This window comes from Vibrio hannami (assembly GCF_029589055.1).
Classification (GTDB): Bacteria; Pseudomonadota; Gammaproteobacteria; order Enterobacterales; family Vibrionaceae; genus Vibrio; species Vibrio hannami.
Genome location: NZ_JARQZP010000007.1, coordinates 1,510,555 through 1,527,717 on the forward strand (window position 1 = coordinate 1,510,555; position 17,163 = coordinate 1,527,717).

18 protein-coding genes are annotated in these 17,163 nt (G+C 43.4%); 10 read left to right on the forward strand and 8 right to left on the reverse strand.

Features of this window, described 5'->3' with window-relative positions; translation table 11 throughout:
* The first annotated feature begins 38 nt into the window (after nucleotides 1-38).
* Nucleotides 39-1,067: an IS110 family RNA-guided transposase gene (locus P7F88_RS21345; RefSeq protein ID WP_277828070.1), complete on the forward strand. Its 1,029-nt coding sequence runs from the start codon at nucleotides 39-41 to the stop codon at nucleotides 1,065-1,067.
* A gap of 350 nt (nucleotides 1,068-1,417) precedes the next feature.
* Here P7F88_RS21345 and P7F88_RS21350 read toward each other — a convergent pair whose 3' ends face one another.
* From P7F88_RS21350 to P7F88_RS21380, 6 genes are all read right to left on the reverse strand, one after another.
* A complete protein-coding gene (locus P7F88_RS21350) occupies nucleotides 1,418-1,945 on the reverse strand; it encodes a hypothetical protein (protein ID WP_277828072.1) in 528 nt (175 codons plus the stop codon).
* 625 nt (nucleotides 1,946-2,570) lie between these two features.
* Nucleotides 2,571-3,437 (reverse strand): DUF6602 domain-containing protein, encoded by an 867-nt coding sequence (locus P7F88_RS21355; protein ID WP_277828073.1) that lies wholly within the window; start codon nucleotides 3,435-3,437, stop codon nucleotides 2,571-2,573.
* Nucleotides 3,438-3,587: 150 nt separating this feature from the next.
* Nucleotides 3,588-4,661 carry a hypothetical protein gene (locus P7F88_RS21365; protein WP_277828075.1) on the reverse strand — a complete coding sequence of 358 codons (1,074 nt, stop codon included), beginning with the start codon at nucleotides 4,659-4,661 and terminating at the stop codon, nucleotides 3,588-3,590.
* A 291-nt stretch (nucleotides 4,662-4,952) separates the two neighbouring features.
* Nucleotides 4,953-6,044, reverse strand: a complete 1,092-nt coding sequence (locus tag P7F88_RS21370; protein WP_277828077.1) for an IS91 family transposase — start codon at nucleotides 6,042-6,044, stop codon at nucleotides 4,953-4,955.
* A complete protein-coding gene (locus P7F88_RS21375; protein WP_277828079.1) occupies nucleotides 6,041-6,895 on the reverse strand; it encodes a tyrosine-type recombinase/integrase in 855 nt (284 codons plus the stop codon). The genes P7F88_RS21370 and P7F88_RS21375 overlap by 4 nt, the downstream gene beginning before the upstream one ends.
* Nucleotides 6,896-7,206: 311 nt before the next feature.
* Nucleotides 7,207-8,979, reverse strand: coding sequence for an alpha-amylase family protein (locus P7F88_RS21380; protein WP_277828081.1), 1,773 nt, complete (start codon nucleotides 8,977-8,979; stop codon nucleotides 7,207-7,209).
* Between the two features lie 201 nt (nucleotides 8,980-9,180).
* Between P7F88_RS21380 and P7F88_RS21385 the strand changes: the two genes are divergently transcribed.
* A complete protein-coding gene (locus P7F88_RS21385) occupies nucleotides 9,181-9,609 on the forward strand; it encodes a universal stress protein (RefSeq protein ID WP_277828083.1) in 429 nt (142 codons plus the stop codon).
* A 78-nt stretch (nucleotides 9,610-9,687) separates the two neighbouring features.
* Here the strand turns inward: P7F88_RS21385 and P7F88_RS21390 are convergent, their stop codons facing one another.
* Complete coding sequence (locus P7F88_RS21390; RefSeq protein WP_277828086.1) at nucleotides 9,688-10,488, reverse strand: DUF2189 domain-containing protein; 801 nt, start codon at nucleotides 10,486-10,488, stop codon at nucleotides 9,688-9,690.
* A gap of 453 nt (nucleotides 10,489-10,941) precedes the next feature.
* Here P7F88_RS21390 and P7F88_RS26530 point away from each other — a divergent pair, with 453 nt between their 5' ends.
* The 6 genes from P7F88_RS26530 to P7F88_RS21415 are packed head-to-tail and all read left to right on the forward strand — an operon-like array spanning nucleotide 10,942 to nucleotide 15,594.
* Nucleotides 10,942-11,193: a cytochrome c oxidase subunit II gene (locus P7F88_RS26530; RefSeq protein WP_422128372.1), complete on the forward strand. Its 252-nt coding sequence runs from the start codon at nucleotides 10,942-10,944 to the stop codon at nucleotides 11,191-11,193.
* Nucleotides 11,174-12,124, forward strand: coding sequence for a cytochrome c oxidase subunit II (gene coxB, locus P7F88_RS21395; protein ID WP_422128374.1), 951 nt, complete (start codon nucleotides 11,174-11,176; stop codon nucleotides 12,122-12,124). The genes P7F88_RS26530 and coxB overlap by 20 nt, the downstream gene beginning before the upstream one ends.
* A gap of 26 nt (nucleotides 12,125-12,150) precedes the next feature.
* Nucleotides 12,151-13,752 (forward strand): cytochrome c oxidase subunit I, encoded by a 1,602-nt coding sequence (gene ctaD, locus P7F88_RS21400; protein ID WP_422128576.1) that lies wholly within the window; start codon nucleotides 12,151-12,153, stop codon nucleotides 13,750-13,752.
* Between the two features lie 23 nt (nucleotides 13,753-13,775).
* Entirely contained in the window at nucleotides 13,776-14,363 is a 588-nt protein-coding gene (locus P7F88_RS21405) for a cytochrome c oxidase assembly protein (RefSeq protein ID WP_277828090.1), read from the forward strand.
* On the forward strand, nucleotides 14,360-15,259 hold the full coding sequence (locus P7F88_RS21410) for a cytochrome c oxidase subunit 3 (RefSeq protein WP_277828092.1): 900 nt from the start codon (nucleotides 14,360-14,362) through the stop codon (nucleotides 15,257-15,259). The genes P7F88_RS21405 and P7F88_RS21410 overlap by 4 nt, the downstream gene beginning before the upstream one ends.
* 14 nt (nucleotides 15,260-15,273) lie before the next feature.
* Complete coding sequence (locus tag P7F88_RS21415; protein ID WP_277828094.1) at nucleotides 15,274-15,594, forward strand: YciI family protein; 321 nt, start codon at nucleotides 15,274-15,276, stop codon at nucleotides 15,592-15,594.
* 3 nt (nucleotides 15,595-15,597) lie between these two features.
* On the opposite strand, the gene P7F88_RS21420 is transcribed toward P7F88_RS21415, so the two are convergent.
* Nucleotides 15,598-15,819, reverse strand: a complete 222-nt coding sequence (locus tag P7F88_RS21420; RefSeq protein WP_277828096.1) for a DUF2909 domain-containing protein — start codon at nucleotides 15,817-15,819, stop codon at nucleotides 15,598-15,600.
* On the opposite strand from P7F88_RS21420, the gene P7F88_RS21425 reads away from it, so the two are divergent.
* Together P7F88_RS21425 and P7F88_RS21430 are read left to right on the forward strand one after the other, a co-directional pair.
* Nucleotides 15,716-16,573 carry an SURF1 family protein gene (locus P7F88_RS21425; protein WP_277828097.1) on the forward strand — a complete coding sequence of 286 codons (858 nt, stop codon included), beginning with the start codon at nucleotides 15,716-15,718 and terminating at the stop codon, nucleotides 16,571-16,573. The two genes, P7F88_RS21420 and P7F88_RS21425, sit on opposite strands and share 104 nt — an antisense overlap.
* The gene (locus P7F88_RS21430; protein ID WP_277828099.1) at nucleotides 16,570-17,157 is read left to right on the forward strand and encodes a hypothetical protein; all 588 of its coding nucleotides are present in this window, start codon (nucleotides 16,570-16,572) and stop codon (nucleotides 17,155-17,157) included. Before P7F88_RS21425 ends, P7F88_RS21430 begins: the two co-directional genes overlap by 4 nt.
* The last annotated feature ends 6 nt before the right edge of the window (nucleotides 17,158-17,163 follow it).

A 17,163-nucleotide genomic window follows, 5' to 3' on the forward strand; every position in this document is an offset into this window, starting at 1 on the left:
TAGTTAACTATGGATACGCTTAGAATCTGGAGGTTACTATGTCCACCATTCAAACTATTGGCGTTGATCTTGCCAAGAATGTATTCAGTATTCATGGCGTAGATGCATATGGCAAGTGCGTCTTACGCAAAACTGTTAAAAGAAACAAACTCTTAGACACATTAGCCAATATTCCACCGTGTATTATTGGGATGGAAGCCTGCTCAGGTGCTCATCACTGGTCACGAGAACTTAAAAAGCTGGGTCATACGCCTAAAATTATGGCGTCTAAGTTTGTCATTCCATACCGACAAAACGAGAAGAACGACCCGAATGATGCAGAAGCCATTTGTGAAGCTGTCTCTAAGCCAAAAACTCGATTTGTCTCGGTTAAAAGCGAAGAGCAGCAAGCCGTACTTTGCCTACATCGAATACGGCATAGTCTAGTAAAAAGTCGAACCGCGACCATTAATCAACTTCGTGGCTTACTGTCCGAGTTTGGCATCATCATTCCTCAAGGTCGCTATCCACTTCAGAAAATGGTGCCCGATATTCTCGAAGATGCCGAAAATGGCATTCCTTTTCTTGCTCGGGAACTACTGAGTGATTTAGTAAACAACATCCGCCACCTTAACGAAGAAATCCTTCGCTATGATAGAAAAGTCTATCACCTGAGTAAGGAAATGAAGCAAGCAGCCAAGCTCATGGCCGTCCCTGGGGTTGGGGAGCACAGCGCAACAGCTATAGTCGCAACCGTCAGTGATGGCAAACAGTTTGGTACCAGTCGCCAATTCGCGGCGTGGATAGGATTAGTACCAAGGCAATATTCGACAGGTGGTAATGTACATCTTGGTCGTATCAGTAAAAGAGGCGAAAAGCACATTCGTACTCTGCTTATTCATGGTGCGAGAGCTGTCATTGCCCGCTGTAAAGAGAAAACCGATAGAAACAGTTTATGGATACAACAGCTCGTTGAAAGACGAGGATACAAACGAGCGGCTGTCGCCCTAGCAGCCAAAAACGCTCGAATAATTTGGGCACTATTAACAACAGACAACGAGTATAACGCTAACTATATAAGCGGTTAGCCCTTACCGAGTCAAAGCAATAGCCATTGATGACAATATGGTCAGACCGAGATGCTAAAGCCTGTTTAGCAAGAAAGTGGAAAACACTGTCTAACGGATGAGGCCAGCATCAAGCGAATATCATCAGGGTGACGGGTAAAATCCGATGAAACACCGAATGTAGAGCTGCTGTCCGATCCACTGTTGTCAGCGGTAGCTATTGTTGACAAAAGAGGGAGTCCATGTAGCCCTTGCTAAGTGGCTGACAACGCATAGCCTCCGCGCTTGAACAAACCACCGTAAACACTGTACCAAACTAGCATCAAAATTGCCGAGCGTTGACAGTCCATCTTGAGCAGTTTGTTAGCAATTCACTTTAACAGACCAACCGCCTTTAGGTACTTTCCTAGCTCACTATTGATTCTTGTGACTTCAGATTCGTCTAGGGAAATATGAACTTTCGGGTGTAATTGAAACTGATTTATGCTCGCTTGCAACCAAAGAGATGCAGAATACAGATCACCAAAACAAGTTATTACATTGTCTTCGGTAATTTTTGGCAAGATTGAATTAAAGTTCTCTACATGTCCATAAACAATCCCTAAAGCGAACCTTTCTTCTGACGAAAAATCCGCATATACAGAAACATAATGCTCATCAAAAATTACTGACTTAATTGGCTGAGGAACAATGACTCCATATTTGTTTGACCCAAGACTATCTCTAAACTCACAGCACTGTTCAATTGCTATATCTGAATACTTCTTAATATCGCAGAGTTCAGCCAAAATTGCTTTCTTGATCCTAGCAACTTTCCTGCGAGATTTTACTAACTCCGTACCTTGAGACAACAACCAACCTAGACACACCGACACCAAAGCAACAATTACACTTTCCAATACCACCTCCTACATGGGATTGCTAACGCTTAGCTAATGGGCAAAAAACACCCAATAACCTCAATAAAAACAACGATAACACCAAAACCAACCAGAACCAAAAATGCCAAACGTTTTTTGTCCCGTTAAGCGCCTTGTTAATAAAGGACTTACCTCGCTACTGGTGTTCACTACTGCACAACACCCGAAACGGCGGAGAAGCTAAATACATGCAGGCTACTGACCACCTGAAATAACCAGAAACCGAATTGAAGCTCGCGCAAAAAACAAATTTGCCGAGGAACCGCCACCCACAAAAGTATCGGCAACGCTAATTGCCACTTGGTGATGTGGAAAGACCGAAAATGGTTGGTGGCATATTAGCCCTTTCGATGACTTAAAATGGCGAAAGCACCAAAGAACCAACCTGAACCAAAGCGATTGCTTGGCTACCTAAAAGCCCAAACACTCACCACAAACACAGAACCACCTAGCCACAAACTTTATGTTTTTCAGTAGCCTATTAACGCCCAATTAAAGTGTGAAGCACGCAACCACAACACTTGTTATGACCACCGTAATCACTGAACTAGACCCAAACCAAAAATGCCAAGCGTGCTGAATCACTCTTAAATTGTTTGTTAGGCTAATCTTCAATCTTTCCGCGTTCTACACTTTCATCAACGAAATAAGAAGGTAAATATGTCATAAATGAATTGTGTTCATGCATAGCTTGTGAAAAGTAGGTTAAGAATGTTTTGAAATGATAGTTTGACTCTTCATATGATGGATCAAAACGATTTTTTAAGCCGAATCCACAGAGAGTAGGATATGACCAACTTTGAGGTATTGTTTTAAATTCATCTGCTATGTTCTTTCTCATATGGTAATAAATAATGCCATCTTCAATACTTAGTATCAGATTGTGCCTATGATTTAAATTCACATCAGAGTCATACAAGTCAGAAATTTCATTAGATATATTTTCGAGATTGAAATTTAGTTTATTGCAAATCAAAACTGAGAAAATCTGATCTTTGAAATTTAATTCAGGATTAAAATCCGCATTGGAACCAAAAGTTGTCATTCCATCGCACTCTTCCCTTAGTTTCTTGATGTTAGAAAGTTTATTTATAGCTTTCTTGAAATCAGTTTTAGAAAGTGTACTTTTTACTTCCACGACACCTAAAACAGGATCAACCGGAAAAAATCGATGTTCATTGGACGCTTTGATATTTAACATCTTACTTTTATCATAAATCACCAAATCACATTGAGTACTTGTCGAACCATTTGGTGTAATAATAAATCCACTTCCGAACCCATAGTTTTCAGGAATAAATAAACTTAATAAACCAGCACAAATCTGCTCTTTGAATACACCATACTCCCCAGGGTGAATTAACGAGTCATTTTCAGGATCGTAAAAACATTCATTCGCTAGTTCTTTCATTGAATGTACAAAGTCACTGATTTTTTTATCCATTAATTTTTCAAAAATATGATGAGCCAATATCACTCCTCCCGTTGATTATAGTTAATAGCCTAACGCCCAATTAAGGTGTGAAGCACGCTACCACGAAACTTAATTTGACCATAGTAAACACAAAACTCAATCCAAACCAAAAATGCCAAGCGTGCTGAATCACTCTTAAATTGTTTGTTAGCCAACTGATTCCAAAGAAATTTTCTCTATTTCCTTTTCAAAGTTTGGTTGAATATGGAAGCGCCATAACGGTAGTTCGTCACTTTTATAATCATCAGGAAATCCAATATTAAACTGAGCGGGATCTACGTTCGCATCAATTGCAACAATCTTGTCGTCTCTGATTGTCCGCTCTCGGTAAGCAGCACTTATCATAGAGCTTAAATAGCCAATCATATCAAACCCATAATTATCAGAAGGATGCTCAGGCTCAAATGTAAAAATGATAGATTCAACTTTATTATCACTCACTACTGGGGTAACTGAAGACTCAATCCAGTCACCATATCGAGTGAGATAAAACGCAATACTCTTGTCTAACTCTTCTTTAAGCTCAACACCTGCACACTTGAGCCTTACTTCTTTTATCAAAATTACTGTTTGACCATCATCTCCTATTGGATCTGTGTTATCAGTATCATTGACAATGACAAACTCTAGTTTTGGCTTGGCACCGATTAATACATCTCCAAATGTACCCATTTCATTTTTAGCAATTGAATTAATGAAAGTAGTTACATAACGCTTTGATTGCTTAATCAAAGAGCTAGGGTCAAGCAGAACCCATTGATTATATTTTGAAAAGTATATAGCCAACTTTAGAGGTACTTTGTTCATTTCAGCATATGCTTGCAGCTCCGCAAGATAATCATTGCGGAATGGATATTCGTAATTAACATTTTCAGAATGACAGTTCTTTACTTCAACAAGGTATTGCTCACCGGTCGCAGTTGTAACTCTGTAATCAGGAAGCTTAATTTTCTCATTTGTCGAGAAACTAGTACCAGAGTCTTCTTGTTTGATAAACGATACTTTACCTAGAGCACCTACAACAATAGGAAAAGAAGACTCGACTCTTTTCCCGAACAGCACCCTTTCATTGCTTTGAGCTGAAGTCAAAGAATCCGAAACTCTTTGAACGAAATCGTCCCTATCTTCTGGGTTCTGCAAATTGTAGTTATATTCCAAGCCAATGGAACTAAAAAGATCAATTGGTTCAAATTTCTCTGGGTTTCTTTTTATTCTTTTCATATATATCAAACTCAAATAAGTGGGCTAACGCTTAAGTATTTATCCAGTGTCGTAGCACACTGGATAAATACCTGTTGAACTGAACCTCTACTATCTATGGAATTTGCTTTTCTGGATTAACTTTTTGCAGTGCCTGTTAGCTGCCACAGATAACGGTTACAGAGTATATTTTGGGTCACTTTTCTCCTCTAAACCGTAATGACTATACTCGTTATACCATTAATATTAAAGCGAACCATGCCCCTCTGTCACGATAACAACGCGCATATAAACACCCAATTTATCAATAGCCTAGCCCGTTCGATAGTGTAGTACGTTCATCGACGGTCTGACTATGATGCTCGTCATCATCATGCTTTTCCGCTTACAGACTGGACAGCAAGGTAACTCTCTTTCAGGTTCCGAAGCTTCTACTGTTCTATCATGTAAACTCTGTCTGATCGTCGCTATCGCTTTTACCCTCACAGCATTCGCCAGGAACCCATAATAACGAATGCGCATCATCCCTTTAGGTAGCACATGCAGAAGCAACCGCCTCAACATTTCCCCTGCGGTACAAGACATCTTTTTCATTTCTCCACTGCGATAATCCTTATAATGCATACCAACACGACCATCACTTTGATAGCTCAACTGGTTAGGGTTTAACCCTATTCGATTGCAATATCGGGAGAGATAACCCACTACCGACTCCGCTCTTTTCAGCACGGGTTTGCTATAAACAACCCATGCTTTCTTCCTGACATCTGACAATAAGTTTAAATGGGTCGTCAGCGCTGAATGCATCCGTTGCAACATCTCCTTCTTAAAACGAACTGAGAGAGCCTTAACGGGGAACAGATAATGATCTTTCTTTGTAGGTTGCCACCGCTCCTCCTTAGTCAAGACTCCGCTTGGTAACAAGCAATGTATGTGCGTATGCTGGCTAAGATTCCTTCCCCATGTATGCAGAACCATCAAGGCACCAAGTTGCCCTGCAAGGTGATGACGTTTATTCGCAAAAGCAGTTAACGTTGCCCAAGCCGAGTGAAACAGACATTGGTAAACCACTTTCGGATAAACCTTTACCAGAGCATTAAACTCATGAGGCAAGGTAAAAACCAAATGATGATAGGCCACAGGTAAAATATCCTTACTTCGTTTTAGCAACCATCGTTGTCTCATCTGCTCCTGACAGTTTGGACAGTGTCTGTCCCGGCATGAACAGTACCATGTGGTTTCATAACCACAGTAGTTGCACCGCCAATCGTAGCTTCCCATCCTTTCCGTTCGACAATCTCGAAGATGATGAAGAACTTGCCATTGCCTTGGGGTAATGGAAGTTTTGTCTAGCTCATCCAGACCTTGGCTTAATATCGTTTGATAGGGAGATAACATGTTCATTCGACCTCCCAAAGTCTGCCGACTAAGTCAAACTCATTTCCATCTGACTGCTCGTGGTAGTGACCTATCCAGTGCGTGTACCTTAACGTCGTTTTTATGCTTGAATGCCCAAGGTAACGTTGAAGAATATTCAATGGCATTCCTGCCTCTAATTGATGGGTGGCATACGCATGTCGTAACGCATGAATTCCTCCTCGTTTATCAACCCTTGCTGAGGCTTTAGCTGATTTAAAGCACTTTTGCAGAGCACTGATGTCCATCGGTCTTTCTGGCTCCCGACTAGGAAACAGCGCCACTGTAGGATGGTAGTGACGCCAATAGTTACGAAGGTGATTCAACTGACTGTCACTGAGGGGAACGAACCGATCTTTATTTCCTTTGCCCTGGTGAATGTGCAAACGCTTTGCCTCTCCATCGATATCTCTAACACCAAGGTTAACGACTTCACTCACTCGCAATCCACAGCCATAGCATACTTCTAATGCACTCTGATACTTCAGGCTTCGGCAGTGACTGATGATGTCTCTGACTTCTTTACGGTTGAGTAGCTCAGGTATTGTGCAGGCTCGCTTCATTGGTGGAACCAGTCTTTCTTGAAACTCTCGTTTCAGCACCTTTTGGTAGAAAAACATGACGGCATTGAGTGCCTGAGAACAAGTGCTGCCACTTAGTTTCCTGTCCTTAGACAAGGAGCGTAAGTACGAGCTTATCTGTTCATCACTCAAAAGGTCTGGTGACATGGCGTAAGTTTTGGAGAGTTCAACTACCCAATGCAGGTAGCATTTCTGTGTTTTAGGAGAGAAACGGCGAACCGCCATTTCATCGAGAAACTGTTGTCTTAAAGGGGTCATGGTGTATTCCTCATTCAATGGATACACCATAAGTGTGGACAGTATTCGGGGTTACGTATCGTTCTCCGCGAAGCGGTTTAGTTCAACGCTTTCTAAACGGTTTCTTTCCGTCTATCTCATCAATCTATCACACAAATAGAGGAAAGAGTTTGCTATATAACCAATTAATTATTAAGAGTTAAGATAGTGAAGCCAAGAGAACAAATACGGAAACAGTCCGTCTATCACACTAATATTTACTAACAGCCTTCTACTGTATGAATTTACAAGCAAAGCAGGCAAGCTATGCCTGCTTTACCGTCATAAAGCTGCTAAATAGCCAAACTCAAATACATAGCCGCTAATGGTTCAATATTGATAAGTAGCCTGGCTCCCTGATTATCAACAATTAGCGTGTAGGCTTTGTCATTCAGGAGATCCACAACTCGGTGTTCGCCTTCATTCAGGAGCCATTTTTCTATCAGTTCTTGAGGTATCATTAAGTTAAGTTCTGTCTCCTTGTTTGCACTAAAGTTCGCGACAAACATAAGCTTTTGATCGGCGTTAGAACGTGCAAATGCAAAAAGACTATCTTGCATATCACCGAAGTTATCGAAGTTTGCTCCGTATAGGTCGTGGTACTCACCACTCAATGCAGGGCTTTCTAACGTTAGGTTAAGTAACTTCTGGTAAAAATCTCTCAACTCTTTTTCAGAATCTGATAACTGTCCGCCATCAAACTTGCCACCATTCATCCAACGTTGGTGATGTGGCACTCCAACATAGTCAAAGATCGATGTTCGCGAAGGCTTGCCAAAACCACCGGCCCCAGCTCCCGGCTCACCGACTTCCTGCCCGAAGTAGATCATGGTTGGAGAGGAGGACAAACAAGCAGACACCAACATCGCTGGTTTTCCTTTTTCTGCGCTGCCAGCGAATTCCGGTGACGCGACTCTTTGCTCATCATGGTTATCAAGGAAGTGGAGCATATGATGTTCAATATCACGCATCTCGTGCTGAATCCTGCCGATCTCTCGGGTTGAACCATGCCCTTGCATCACTTCTTTAAGGCTGTCGTAAAGATCCACCTTATCGTACAGATAGTCCATTTTGCCAAGCTGAATATAATCCCGATACAAATGCGGCTGATAAACTTCCGCCATCAAAAAGGCATCTGGATTCTTCTGCTTAATCGACGAGTTCATGTAGCTCCAGAACTCAACCGGCACCATCTCGGCCATGTCGTAGCGGAAACCGTCGACACCTTTATCAATCCAATATAAGGCAATATCCCGAAACTTAACCCAGGAATCAGGAACCGTTTTATCTAGCCAGAAATCATAATGTTCGCTAAAAGGTTTGAATCTATATTCCTCGGATAGGCTATCGAAATCCTTAGTCCCATCCGGTCTTACACCGTAATTAACCTTAACTGTTTCATACCAGTCATCGTGATTTGGTTTTGCCAGTCGGGAGCCGTTGCCCGTCCATTTCGCCGGAAACTCAGTGTATGGTTCAGATAATGATGGATGAGCCTCCCCTCCAAGAGGTGGTTCATTAGTTAGAGCATCTGGTAGCTCAAATTCCTGCCGCGGAATGTAGTAGAAATTGTTGTCTTTATGATATTCAAACCCGGTATCGTCCTCCACACCGAAGTCACTGATACCTTCAGGATTATTCAACCCTTTATAGACACGCGCGACATGGTTAGGAACGATATCAATGATCACCTTCATTCCAGCGTTATGTGTTCTTTCGATTAATTCGTCGAACTCCTGATTTCGCTTCGCCGGGTTATCCGCAAGGTCAGGATTAACCGAATAATAGTCTTTGACTGCATAAGGTGAACCAGCCCGCCCCTTCACTACAGCAGGATGGTCATTCTCTATTCCAAACTCTTGATAATCATTAATCACTGCGTGATGTGGTACCCCCGTATACCAAATATGCGTGATGCCCAAATTGCGAATTTCTGCTAATGCTTTTACGGTGAAGTCACTAAATTTACCAACACCATTTTGCTCAATGGTTCCCCAAGGTACATTGCTTTGATTTGAGTTTCCGAACAAGCGAGTAAATACCTGATAAACGTTCTTCTTTTTCATTATGATCTAGCCTTACATACCAACGTGCTCTTAGGTTAATTTAAGTAATTTTCAGGAAACTCATCCCTACAACGTCAATTTAAGGGCGTAGATACTGAATATGTGATCTTGATATAACAATTATCGAACCAAGCTCTCGGCATATTATTTCTGCTTATCTAGAATTAAATGTATAGACAATAACAATAAGGATAAAATCTAATGACTTATAAACATATACTTGTTGCAGTCGATCTAAGTGATGAAAGTAGCATATTGGTTGATAAAGCAGCCGGGCTTGCTTCTGCTGTAGGTGCAAAACTCTCTCTTATCCACGTCGATGTTGTACAAGACGACGACTTTACTCGCCAGATCGTTAATTCATTAGTAGCAGAAAACGATGACAATCCGTTGATGAAGAAATTACACGCCCAGCTAACCGCACTTAAAAACAATGTATCGTGCGACGTTGAAAATACATTGATAAGTTGTGGTGGACTATCTGAAGAACTAGAGCGTGTTGTTGAGGCTTACGATATTGATCTTATCGTATCCGGACACCATCAGGACTTTTGGCATACCGTAAATTCTTCTGCCAAAAGAATGCTCAAGTCTATTCCTGTCGATATGTTAGTTATCCCACTAAGTTGACTCTTCCCACTTAACTAAAAATAGAAAAGTAAATGCCCCGGAATCAAGCCGGGGCACTTACTTTAAACAACTTATTGGTTATACATGATGATCGTGTTTGATGGTTTCTCTGTAACCGTGCCATGTCGCAAAACCTAACAGAGGGATCGTAACCAGCATTCCGATTCCATATGTAGCAAATCCGAGTAACACACCTCCACAGATAAGTGCCGCCCAAACAATCATCGCTGGAATATTGGATTTCACCGCGTTGAAGCTAGTAAATACGGCGCTCATCATATCTACCTGACGTTCGAGCATTAATGGCATTGAAAATGCGGAAATACTAAAGACGACACAAGCCAGAATAAATCCGACCACAGAACCAATTACAAGGAATGGAACGAAGTCAGCAAGCGGTGCTCCCTGAACGGATGGGTATACAGCATGTAAAAGTGCTGCAATTCGCATCCAGAAGATCATCGCTACGGCGAGCAGAACGGCAAATGCCCACTGAGAAGATGAGTTTCGGCCTATCGCTTTCATAGAGTGGAATAGACTTGCATCATGCCCTTGCTCACGCTCCCAACTTGCATCGTACAAGCCGAGCGCCAGGAATGGGCCAATCAACATAAACACTACAAGAGCGGGCAATACAACCAGATGGGTACCCTGCCATTGTATAAGCAGGACAATAGCTACTGCCGCTGCCATAAAGCAGAGTCCGTAAAACGCGCTTATCAAAGGCATTCGGATCAGGTCATGAAGTGCCAGTGACAACCAATGGAAAGGAGCAGAGACACTGAGTTGGTTACATGGGATTGTCTTTGCATATTCTGCATGCGTAGACGACTCTTTTTTCTTACTGTGTAAGTCTGATGGATGTACCGTACGAGGCATATATCCTCCTTGATCGATTCTCGTTAAGTGAAGCGCCAGTATTGAACAAAGAACATTGAACAAAGCGCGTCACAGTCGATTCGATGCTCGGCCTACGACATTTTCTTGTTGTTATCTTATATAGCAGTGCATCAACATTAGTCGTTAGTACGAAACTGACTATACTTGGGATCACGATCACCAGTTCGCATTAACATTTATTTAACTATTGTTCAAATAAACACCAAGATCAAATACAACATTACTTTTATTAATCCCCAGCCATAATATTCAATAAGTTATATTTTTCAACATTAACATTTTTATCAGTTTCTTGAACAATTCCCATTTCGCACCTAGCCTTAATTAACATAAAAATAACAATCAGCTAACTACGTGAGATTACTTCTTTTCGGCAATCCCGTTAAGGAGTGAACTTAAAAAAGATGGATTTGAGTGTCAGGGAGAGACCGAGTGCACCAGAAACCGACCATCCGGCTGTTGTTCGCTTATGCCGTATTCGCGATAACAACGTCAACAGTACATGCAGAATCAGAGCTAAACCTTACCAAAGGCGTGACTGATATCAGTGAAAAAGTTTATGAGCTTCACATGCTCATCTTTTATATCTGCTGCGCCATCGCTGCTGTTGTATTCGGCATTATGTTCTATTCCATTTTCAAACACAGAAAATCCAAAGGCGCGGTTGCTGCTGATTTCCACTGAAAATACCAAAGTGGAAGTTATCTGGACCATCATCCCTGTTCTTATTCTTATAGGTATGGCTATACCGGCGACAAAAACACTTCTTGCTATGGAAGACACCTCTCAATCGGACATTACTGTCAAAGTTACCGGCTCTCAATGGAAGTGGCATTACAGCTACTTTAACGAAGATATAGAGTTCCTGAGCTTGCTAAGCACTAAGCCAGAGCAAATTGAAGGCGATGCCGAAAAAGGTGAGCACTATTTGCTTGAGGTGGATAACCCCCTTGTATTGCCGATCAATAAAAAAATCCGTTTCCTGCTCACTTCTGACGATGTAATTCATTCATGGTGGGTGCCGGACTTCGCCGTTAAAAAAGACACCATTCCCGGATTTATTAATGAGGCCTGGACCCGGATAGACAAGCCTGGAATTTACCGGGGACAGTGTGCGGAACTTTGCGGCAGAGCGCATGGGTTTATGCCTATCGTTGTACACGCAATGACCCAAAGCGACTACGATCGGTGGCTCATTGATAAGAAGCAAGAGCTAGCCGAAATACGCGCTCAGGCACAGGCGGCATTAACGAGCACTATGTCGATGGAAGAGTTAATGACTCTTGGTGAGACTATCTACACAGAACGTTGCGCTGTATGCCATCAGGTAAATGGTGAAGGATTACCGAGCGTATTTCCTGCGATTAACAGAAGTGCCATTGCGACGGGAGATGTATCGCTCCACATCGACACTATCGTAAATGGCAGACCGGGTACTGCAATGCAAGCCTTTGTCGATCAGATCAGCGAAAAAGAAATTGCTGCGGTCATTACCTATCAGCGTAATGCGTGGGACAACAAAACCGGAGACCTGGTACAAGCCTCTGATATTAACGAGTTCAAAAATGCCGGTGCTAATAGTCTGGAGAGTAATAATCCGGAGGATGCTCAATGAAACCTTCCATTGACCACAAAGAGAAAATGGCTGCTGCCGAGTCTGAATCGGTTACCGCAGGAACCATCGCGAACGATCACGAACATCACACGCCTAAGGGTTGGGCTCGTTGGGTATATTCAACAAACCACAAGGACATAGGCACTCTCTACCTGTTATTCAGTCTGGCGATGTTCTTTACAGGCGGTGCGATGGCAATGGTCATCCGGGCAGAGTTGTTCCAACCAGGGCTTCAGCTCGTTGACCCAAACTTCTTCAACCAGATGACAACAGTACATGGCTTAATCATGGTCTTTGGGGCAGTGATGCCCGCCTTTACCGGGCTGGCTAACTGGATGATTCCTATGATGATTGGTGCGCCTGATATGGCACTGCCGAGGATGAATAACCTGAGCTTCTGGATTCTTCCGTTCGCCTTTTTAATTCTACTCGCTTCGCTGTTTACTGAAGGTGGCGGCCCCAATTTCGGCTGGACCTTCTATGCACCGCTTTCCACCACTTATGCCCCTGACAGTACTGCCCTTTTTGTGTTCTCGGTTCATATCATGGGTATCAGCTCCATCATGGGAGCAATAAACGTTATCGTGACCATTGTTAATATGCGTGCGCCGGGTATGACCTGGATGAAGATGCCAATGTTTGTCTGGACCTGGCTAATTACCGCATTTTTGTTGATTGCTGTGATGCCAGTGCTGGCAGGAGCGGTAACCATGGTGCTTACCGATAAATACTTTGGTACCAGCTTCTTTGACGCTGCCGGAGGGGGCGACCCAGTAATGTTCCAGCATATATTCTGGTTCTTTGGTCACCCGGAAGTGTACATCATGATCCTACCTTCATTCGGAATTATGTCAGCAATCATCCCAGCGTTTTCTGGTAAAAAACTTTTCGGCTATCACTCTATGGTTTATGCCACAGCGAGTATCGCCCTACTCTCTTTCTTTGTATGGGCGCACCATATGTTCACTACTGGCATGCCGGTGTTTGCTGAACTCTTTTTCATGTACTGCACCATGCTGATATCAGTTCCGACTGGCGTTAAGGTGTTTAACTGGGTAGCAACAATGTGGAGGGGTTCTCTGACCTTCGAAACACCGATGCTATTCTCCATCGCCTTTATCGTTTTGTTCACAATCGGCGGATTTTCTGGTCTGATGCTGGCAATTGCCCCAGCCGACTTCCAGTACCACGACACCTACTTTGTGGTTGCCCATTTCCACTATGTTCTGGTGTCCGGCGCAGTGTTCTCAATAATGGCGGCGGCTTATTACTGGCTGCCGAAGTGGACGGGGCATATGTATGACGAACGCCTAAGCTTGTGGCATTTCTGGACGTCGGTTATCTCGGTCAACATTTTGTTCTTCCCTATGCACTTCCTGGGGCTGGCAGGTATGCCAAGGCGCATCCCCGATTATGCCATTCAATTTGCAGATGTTAACCAGATAGTCTCTATTGGTGGATTCGCATTTGGAGTATCACAACTGCTGTTCCTTTGGGTTGTTATTAAGTGTATTCGTGGTGGCAAAAAAGCCAGCGCTAAACCGTGGGAAAGAGCAGAAGGTTTGGAGTGGTCGGTGCCAAGCCCGGCTCCGCATCATACCTTCGAAAAGCCGCCCAAGATTGATTAACGAGTGACAATCAAGGCCACGTTATGGATACCAAAAAGGCAAACCACAAGCTAACCCTAAAGCTCATTGCAACGACCATTGCGATGTTTGGCTTTGGTTTTGCGTTAGTGCCACTTTACGACGTGATGTGTGATGTTTTAGGTATCAACGGGAAAACCAGCGAAGTCGCAGCGGTTCAGCCTCACGGTATGCCGGTTGATATGTCTCGCTCTATTACGGTCGAACTAATGGCTCATATTCCACCAGGTATGCCCTGGAAGCTAAAACCAAAAGAGAAGATTTTATCCGTCCACCCCGGTGAAGTGATTCAGACCGCATACCTGATTGAGAATCTTTCGGATCACGCTGTTGTCGGACAGGCAGTTCCTTCTGTTTCCCCGGGTCAGGCAGCAACCTACTTCAATAAGATGGAGTGTTTCTGCTTCAATCGACAACCATTAGCAGCCGGGGAAAGTACTGAACTGGCGCTGATCTTTTATATCGAACCCGATATTCCCGATTCAGTAAATACCCTGACGCTTTCATACACGCTATTCGACATAAGTGACAAGGTCACCGACACCGAACAACTGGCATTTAATCAAGTGCTAAACGAAAGGAGAATCAAATGAGTATTCATACTTCTGATTCTAAACACCCAACCTATTACGTACCCGCACAAAGTAGCTGGCCTATAGTTGGCGCTATCGCTTTATTCCTTATTGCTGTCGGAGCCGGCTTAACCGTGCAAGGAACAGCATCTGACGGTGCCACGGGTATTGTCGGGAAGTGGATTCTAACTATCGGCTTTTTTGTCTTGCTCTATATGTTCGCTGGTTGGTTTCGCAGCGTAATTGCCGAATCCCTTTCTGGTTTGTATTCAAGGCAGATAAACCGTTCCTTCAAACAAGGAATGAGCTGGTTTATCTTCTCTGAAGTGATGTTTTTTGGCGCGTTTTTTGGCGCACTGTTTTATGCACGTATATTTGCTGTTCCCTGGCTCGGTGGTGCAGATAACAATGCGATGACCCATGAAGTTTTATGGCCTGCCTTCGAAGCTATCTGGCCATTAACCTTAACGCCTTCCGGTATCACAACTGAAGCAATGCCTTGGCAAGGTTTGCCACTGATGAACACCATTATTCTTCTTACCTCATCGGTTACTTTGCACTTCGCTCATGTGAGTCTGGAGAAAGATCGCCGTACCGCATTGGTTTTCTGGCTTGAGATAACTATCGTTCTGGCTGGCCTGTTCCTGTTCTATCAGGCGGAAGAATACATTCATGCTTATCAGGAAATGAACCTGACTTTGCAGTCAGGCATTTACGGTAATACCTTCTTTATGTTGACCGGGTTTCATGGAATGCACGTCTTGCTTGGCACCATCATTCTAACGGTTCTTTTGGGGCGAATTGCTTACGATCACTTTACCTCGACCAATCACTTCGCCTTTCAGGCTGGTAGCTGGTACTGGCATTTTGTCGATGTCGTCTGGCTGTGCCTGTTTGTCTTTGTTTATGTTCTCTGACAGAGGAAGACGTTATGCCTCGATATTTGCTTGTATACATTGACGGGAATCCACCAGCTTCACATGAAGAGAGCAAAAAGCAGATGAAGAGATACAAAGAGTGGCTTGCTTCGCTTGGTGATTCTGTTGTTAGCCCAGCCAATCCAGTGACTAATACTCACATAGTAAGCCCAGATGGTTCAGTAAGAGAAGGTGGTAAAACCGGAATGTCCGGCTACACCATCATCGAAGCCGAATCTATCGAACATGCTCTTGTTCATGCATCTTTATGTCCGTTTCTGGAAATGTGCGGCTCTATGGAAGTGTCGGAATTGGTGGAGATGAACATACAGTAATAATTAATAAGGTCTCGGGTTAGGGGCAATCCAACCGGAGGTTAGAGCAATGATAAGCAGGATAACGACCAGGGCCGAAAGCATCAGCCTCCTGCCAAGATAGTGGCTCATAGGGGGTTGATTGTCGGATTCCGACTCCCTGACCATTTGGATAAGCGCTTTTACCAAATTGAATATGATGAAAAGTAACAGCAATACAAGAACGACTTTTAGCACCAGAGACATATCTGCTTCTCCTGTCACGACCTCAGTTGCGGGACGTGCATCTTTTGTTGTTTTGACTCTGTTAACTTTGGTTGTATTTACAGCGTTGGTCAAACTGGGTTTATGGCAAGTAAGCAGAGGTGAGGAAAAAACCGCGATTGAAAAGCAGCTGGCACATAGAGCTGATGCACCGTTTGTACCGTTAGAATCTATAGCAGGTAACTACAACAATATTACTGGACTCCGAGTTACGACTACTGTGTACAGTAAACCTGACGATTACAGAATCTATCTTGATAATCAGGTACACGATGGCAAGGCCGGGTATCTGGTGTATCAGGTAGTGCAGACTGCGTTTTCTTCCGATTATCTCTTAGCAGAGATCGGCTTTATTGCCGGTAATGTGGACAGGCGGGTTCTACCAGAAGTCTCACTTAGTATCCCCAATGGTGAAATTCAGGGGCGGCTTTATTCACGTATGGCCAACCCTTTGAGTTTTGACCTGATGCTGGAAAACCTTTCGCACTTTCGCATCCAGAATCTGAACCTCAAGCAGCTAGAGAAAGAGTTAGGTTTACCATTATTACCTTATGTTCTTCAACCAATCTCAATAGGTACCTGGCCACTTCCACAACCATGGAAACCATTACCTATGGCATCAGCCAAGCATTATGGATATGCCTTCCAGTGGTTCTCGATGGCTGCGGTTTGGTTACTTCTGATGGTCATTCTGTTTATCAGGACTACACGCAAAAAGACAGGGAGCAACGCATGAACGCTTCGATTACCGATACACAATCCAACGGTCGCGAGCAGAGAACTCGCAACAGAGGACGCTTTATACTAATGGCATTGATAATGCTGTTTGCGCTTCCAGCGATCATTGCCAAAGTCATCCTTGTACAGGACTGGTATCAGTCTGGTGTAACCAACAAAGGAGAACTGATTGAACCAAGGCTGACCTATTCTGATTTAGAGATTTCCATCCCCAGCCAGGTTGAACACAACTGGCATCTCGGTTTTGTTTTACCAGAACACTGTGACACGTTTTGCCAACGACAGCTCCACATCCTTAAACAGAGTCATGTCGCACTCGGTAAATATCAGCCACGCGTTTCTCCTGTTGTCTTAGTTACCAATAGCAGCGATAAGGCTGTTGATACCTCAGGGCTGACAACCATCGAGGTCAATACAGAACTTTTAAACAAAGTGAGTACCTCTGAGTACCTTATTACCGATCCGCTTGGTCAGCTTGTTATGAAGTATCCGGCTATCAACAGCGAAAACGAGTTGCAGGCGCAGAGCAAAGATTTGCTTTCAGACTTGCGTAAGCTTCTCAAACTTTCACGTGTGGGGTAAGGGCTA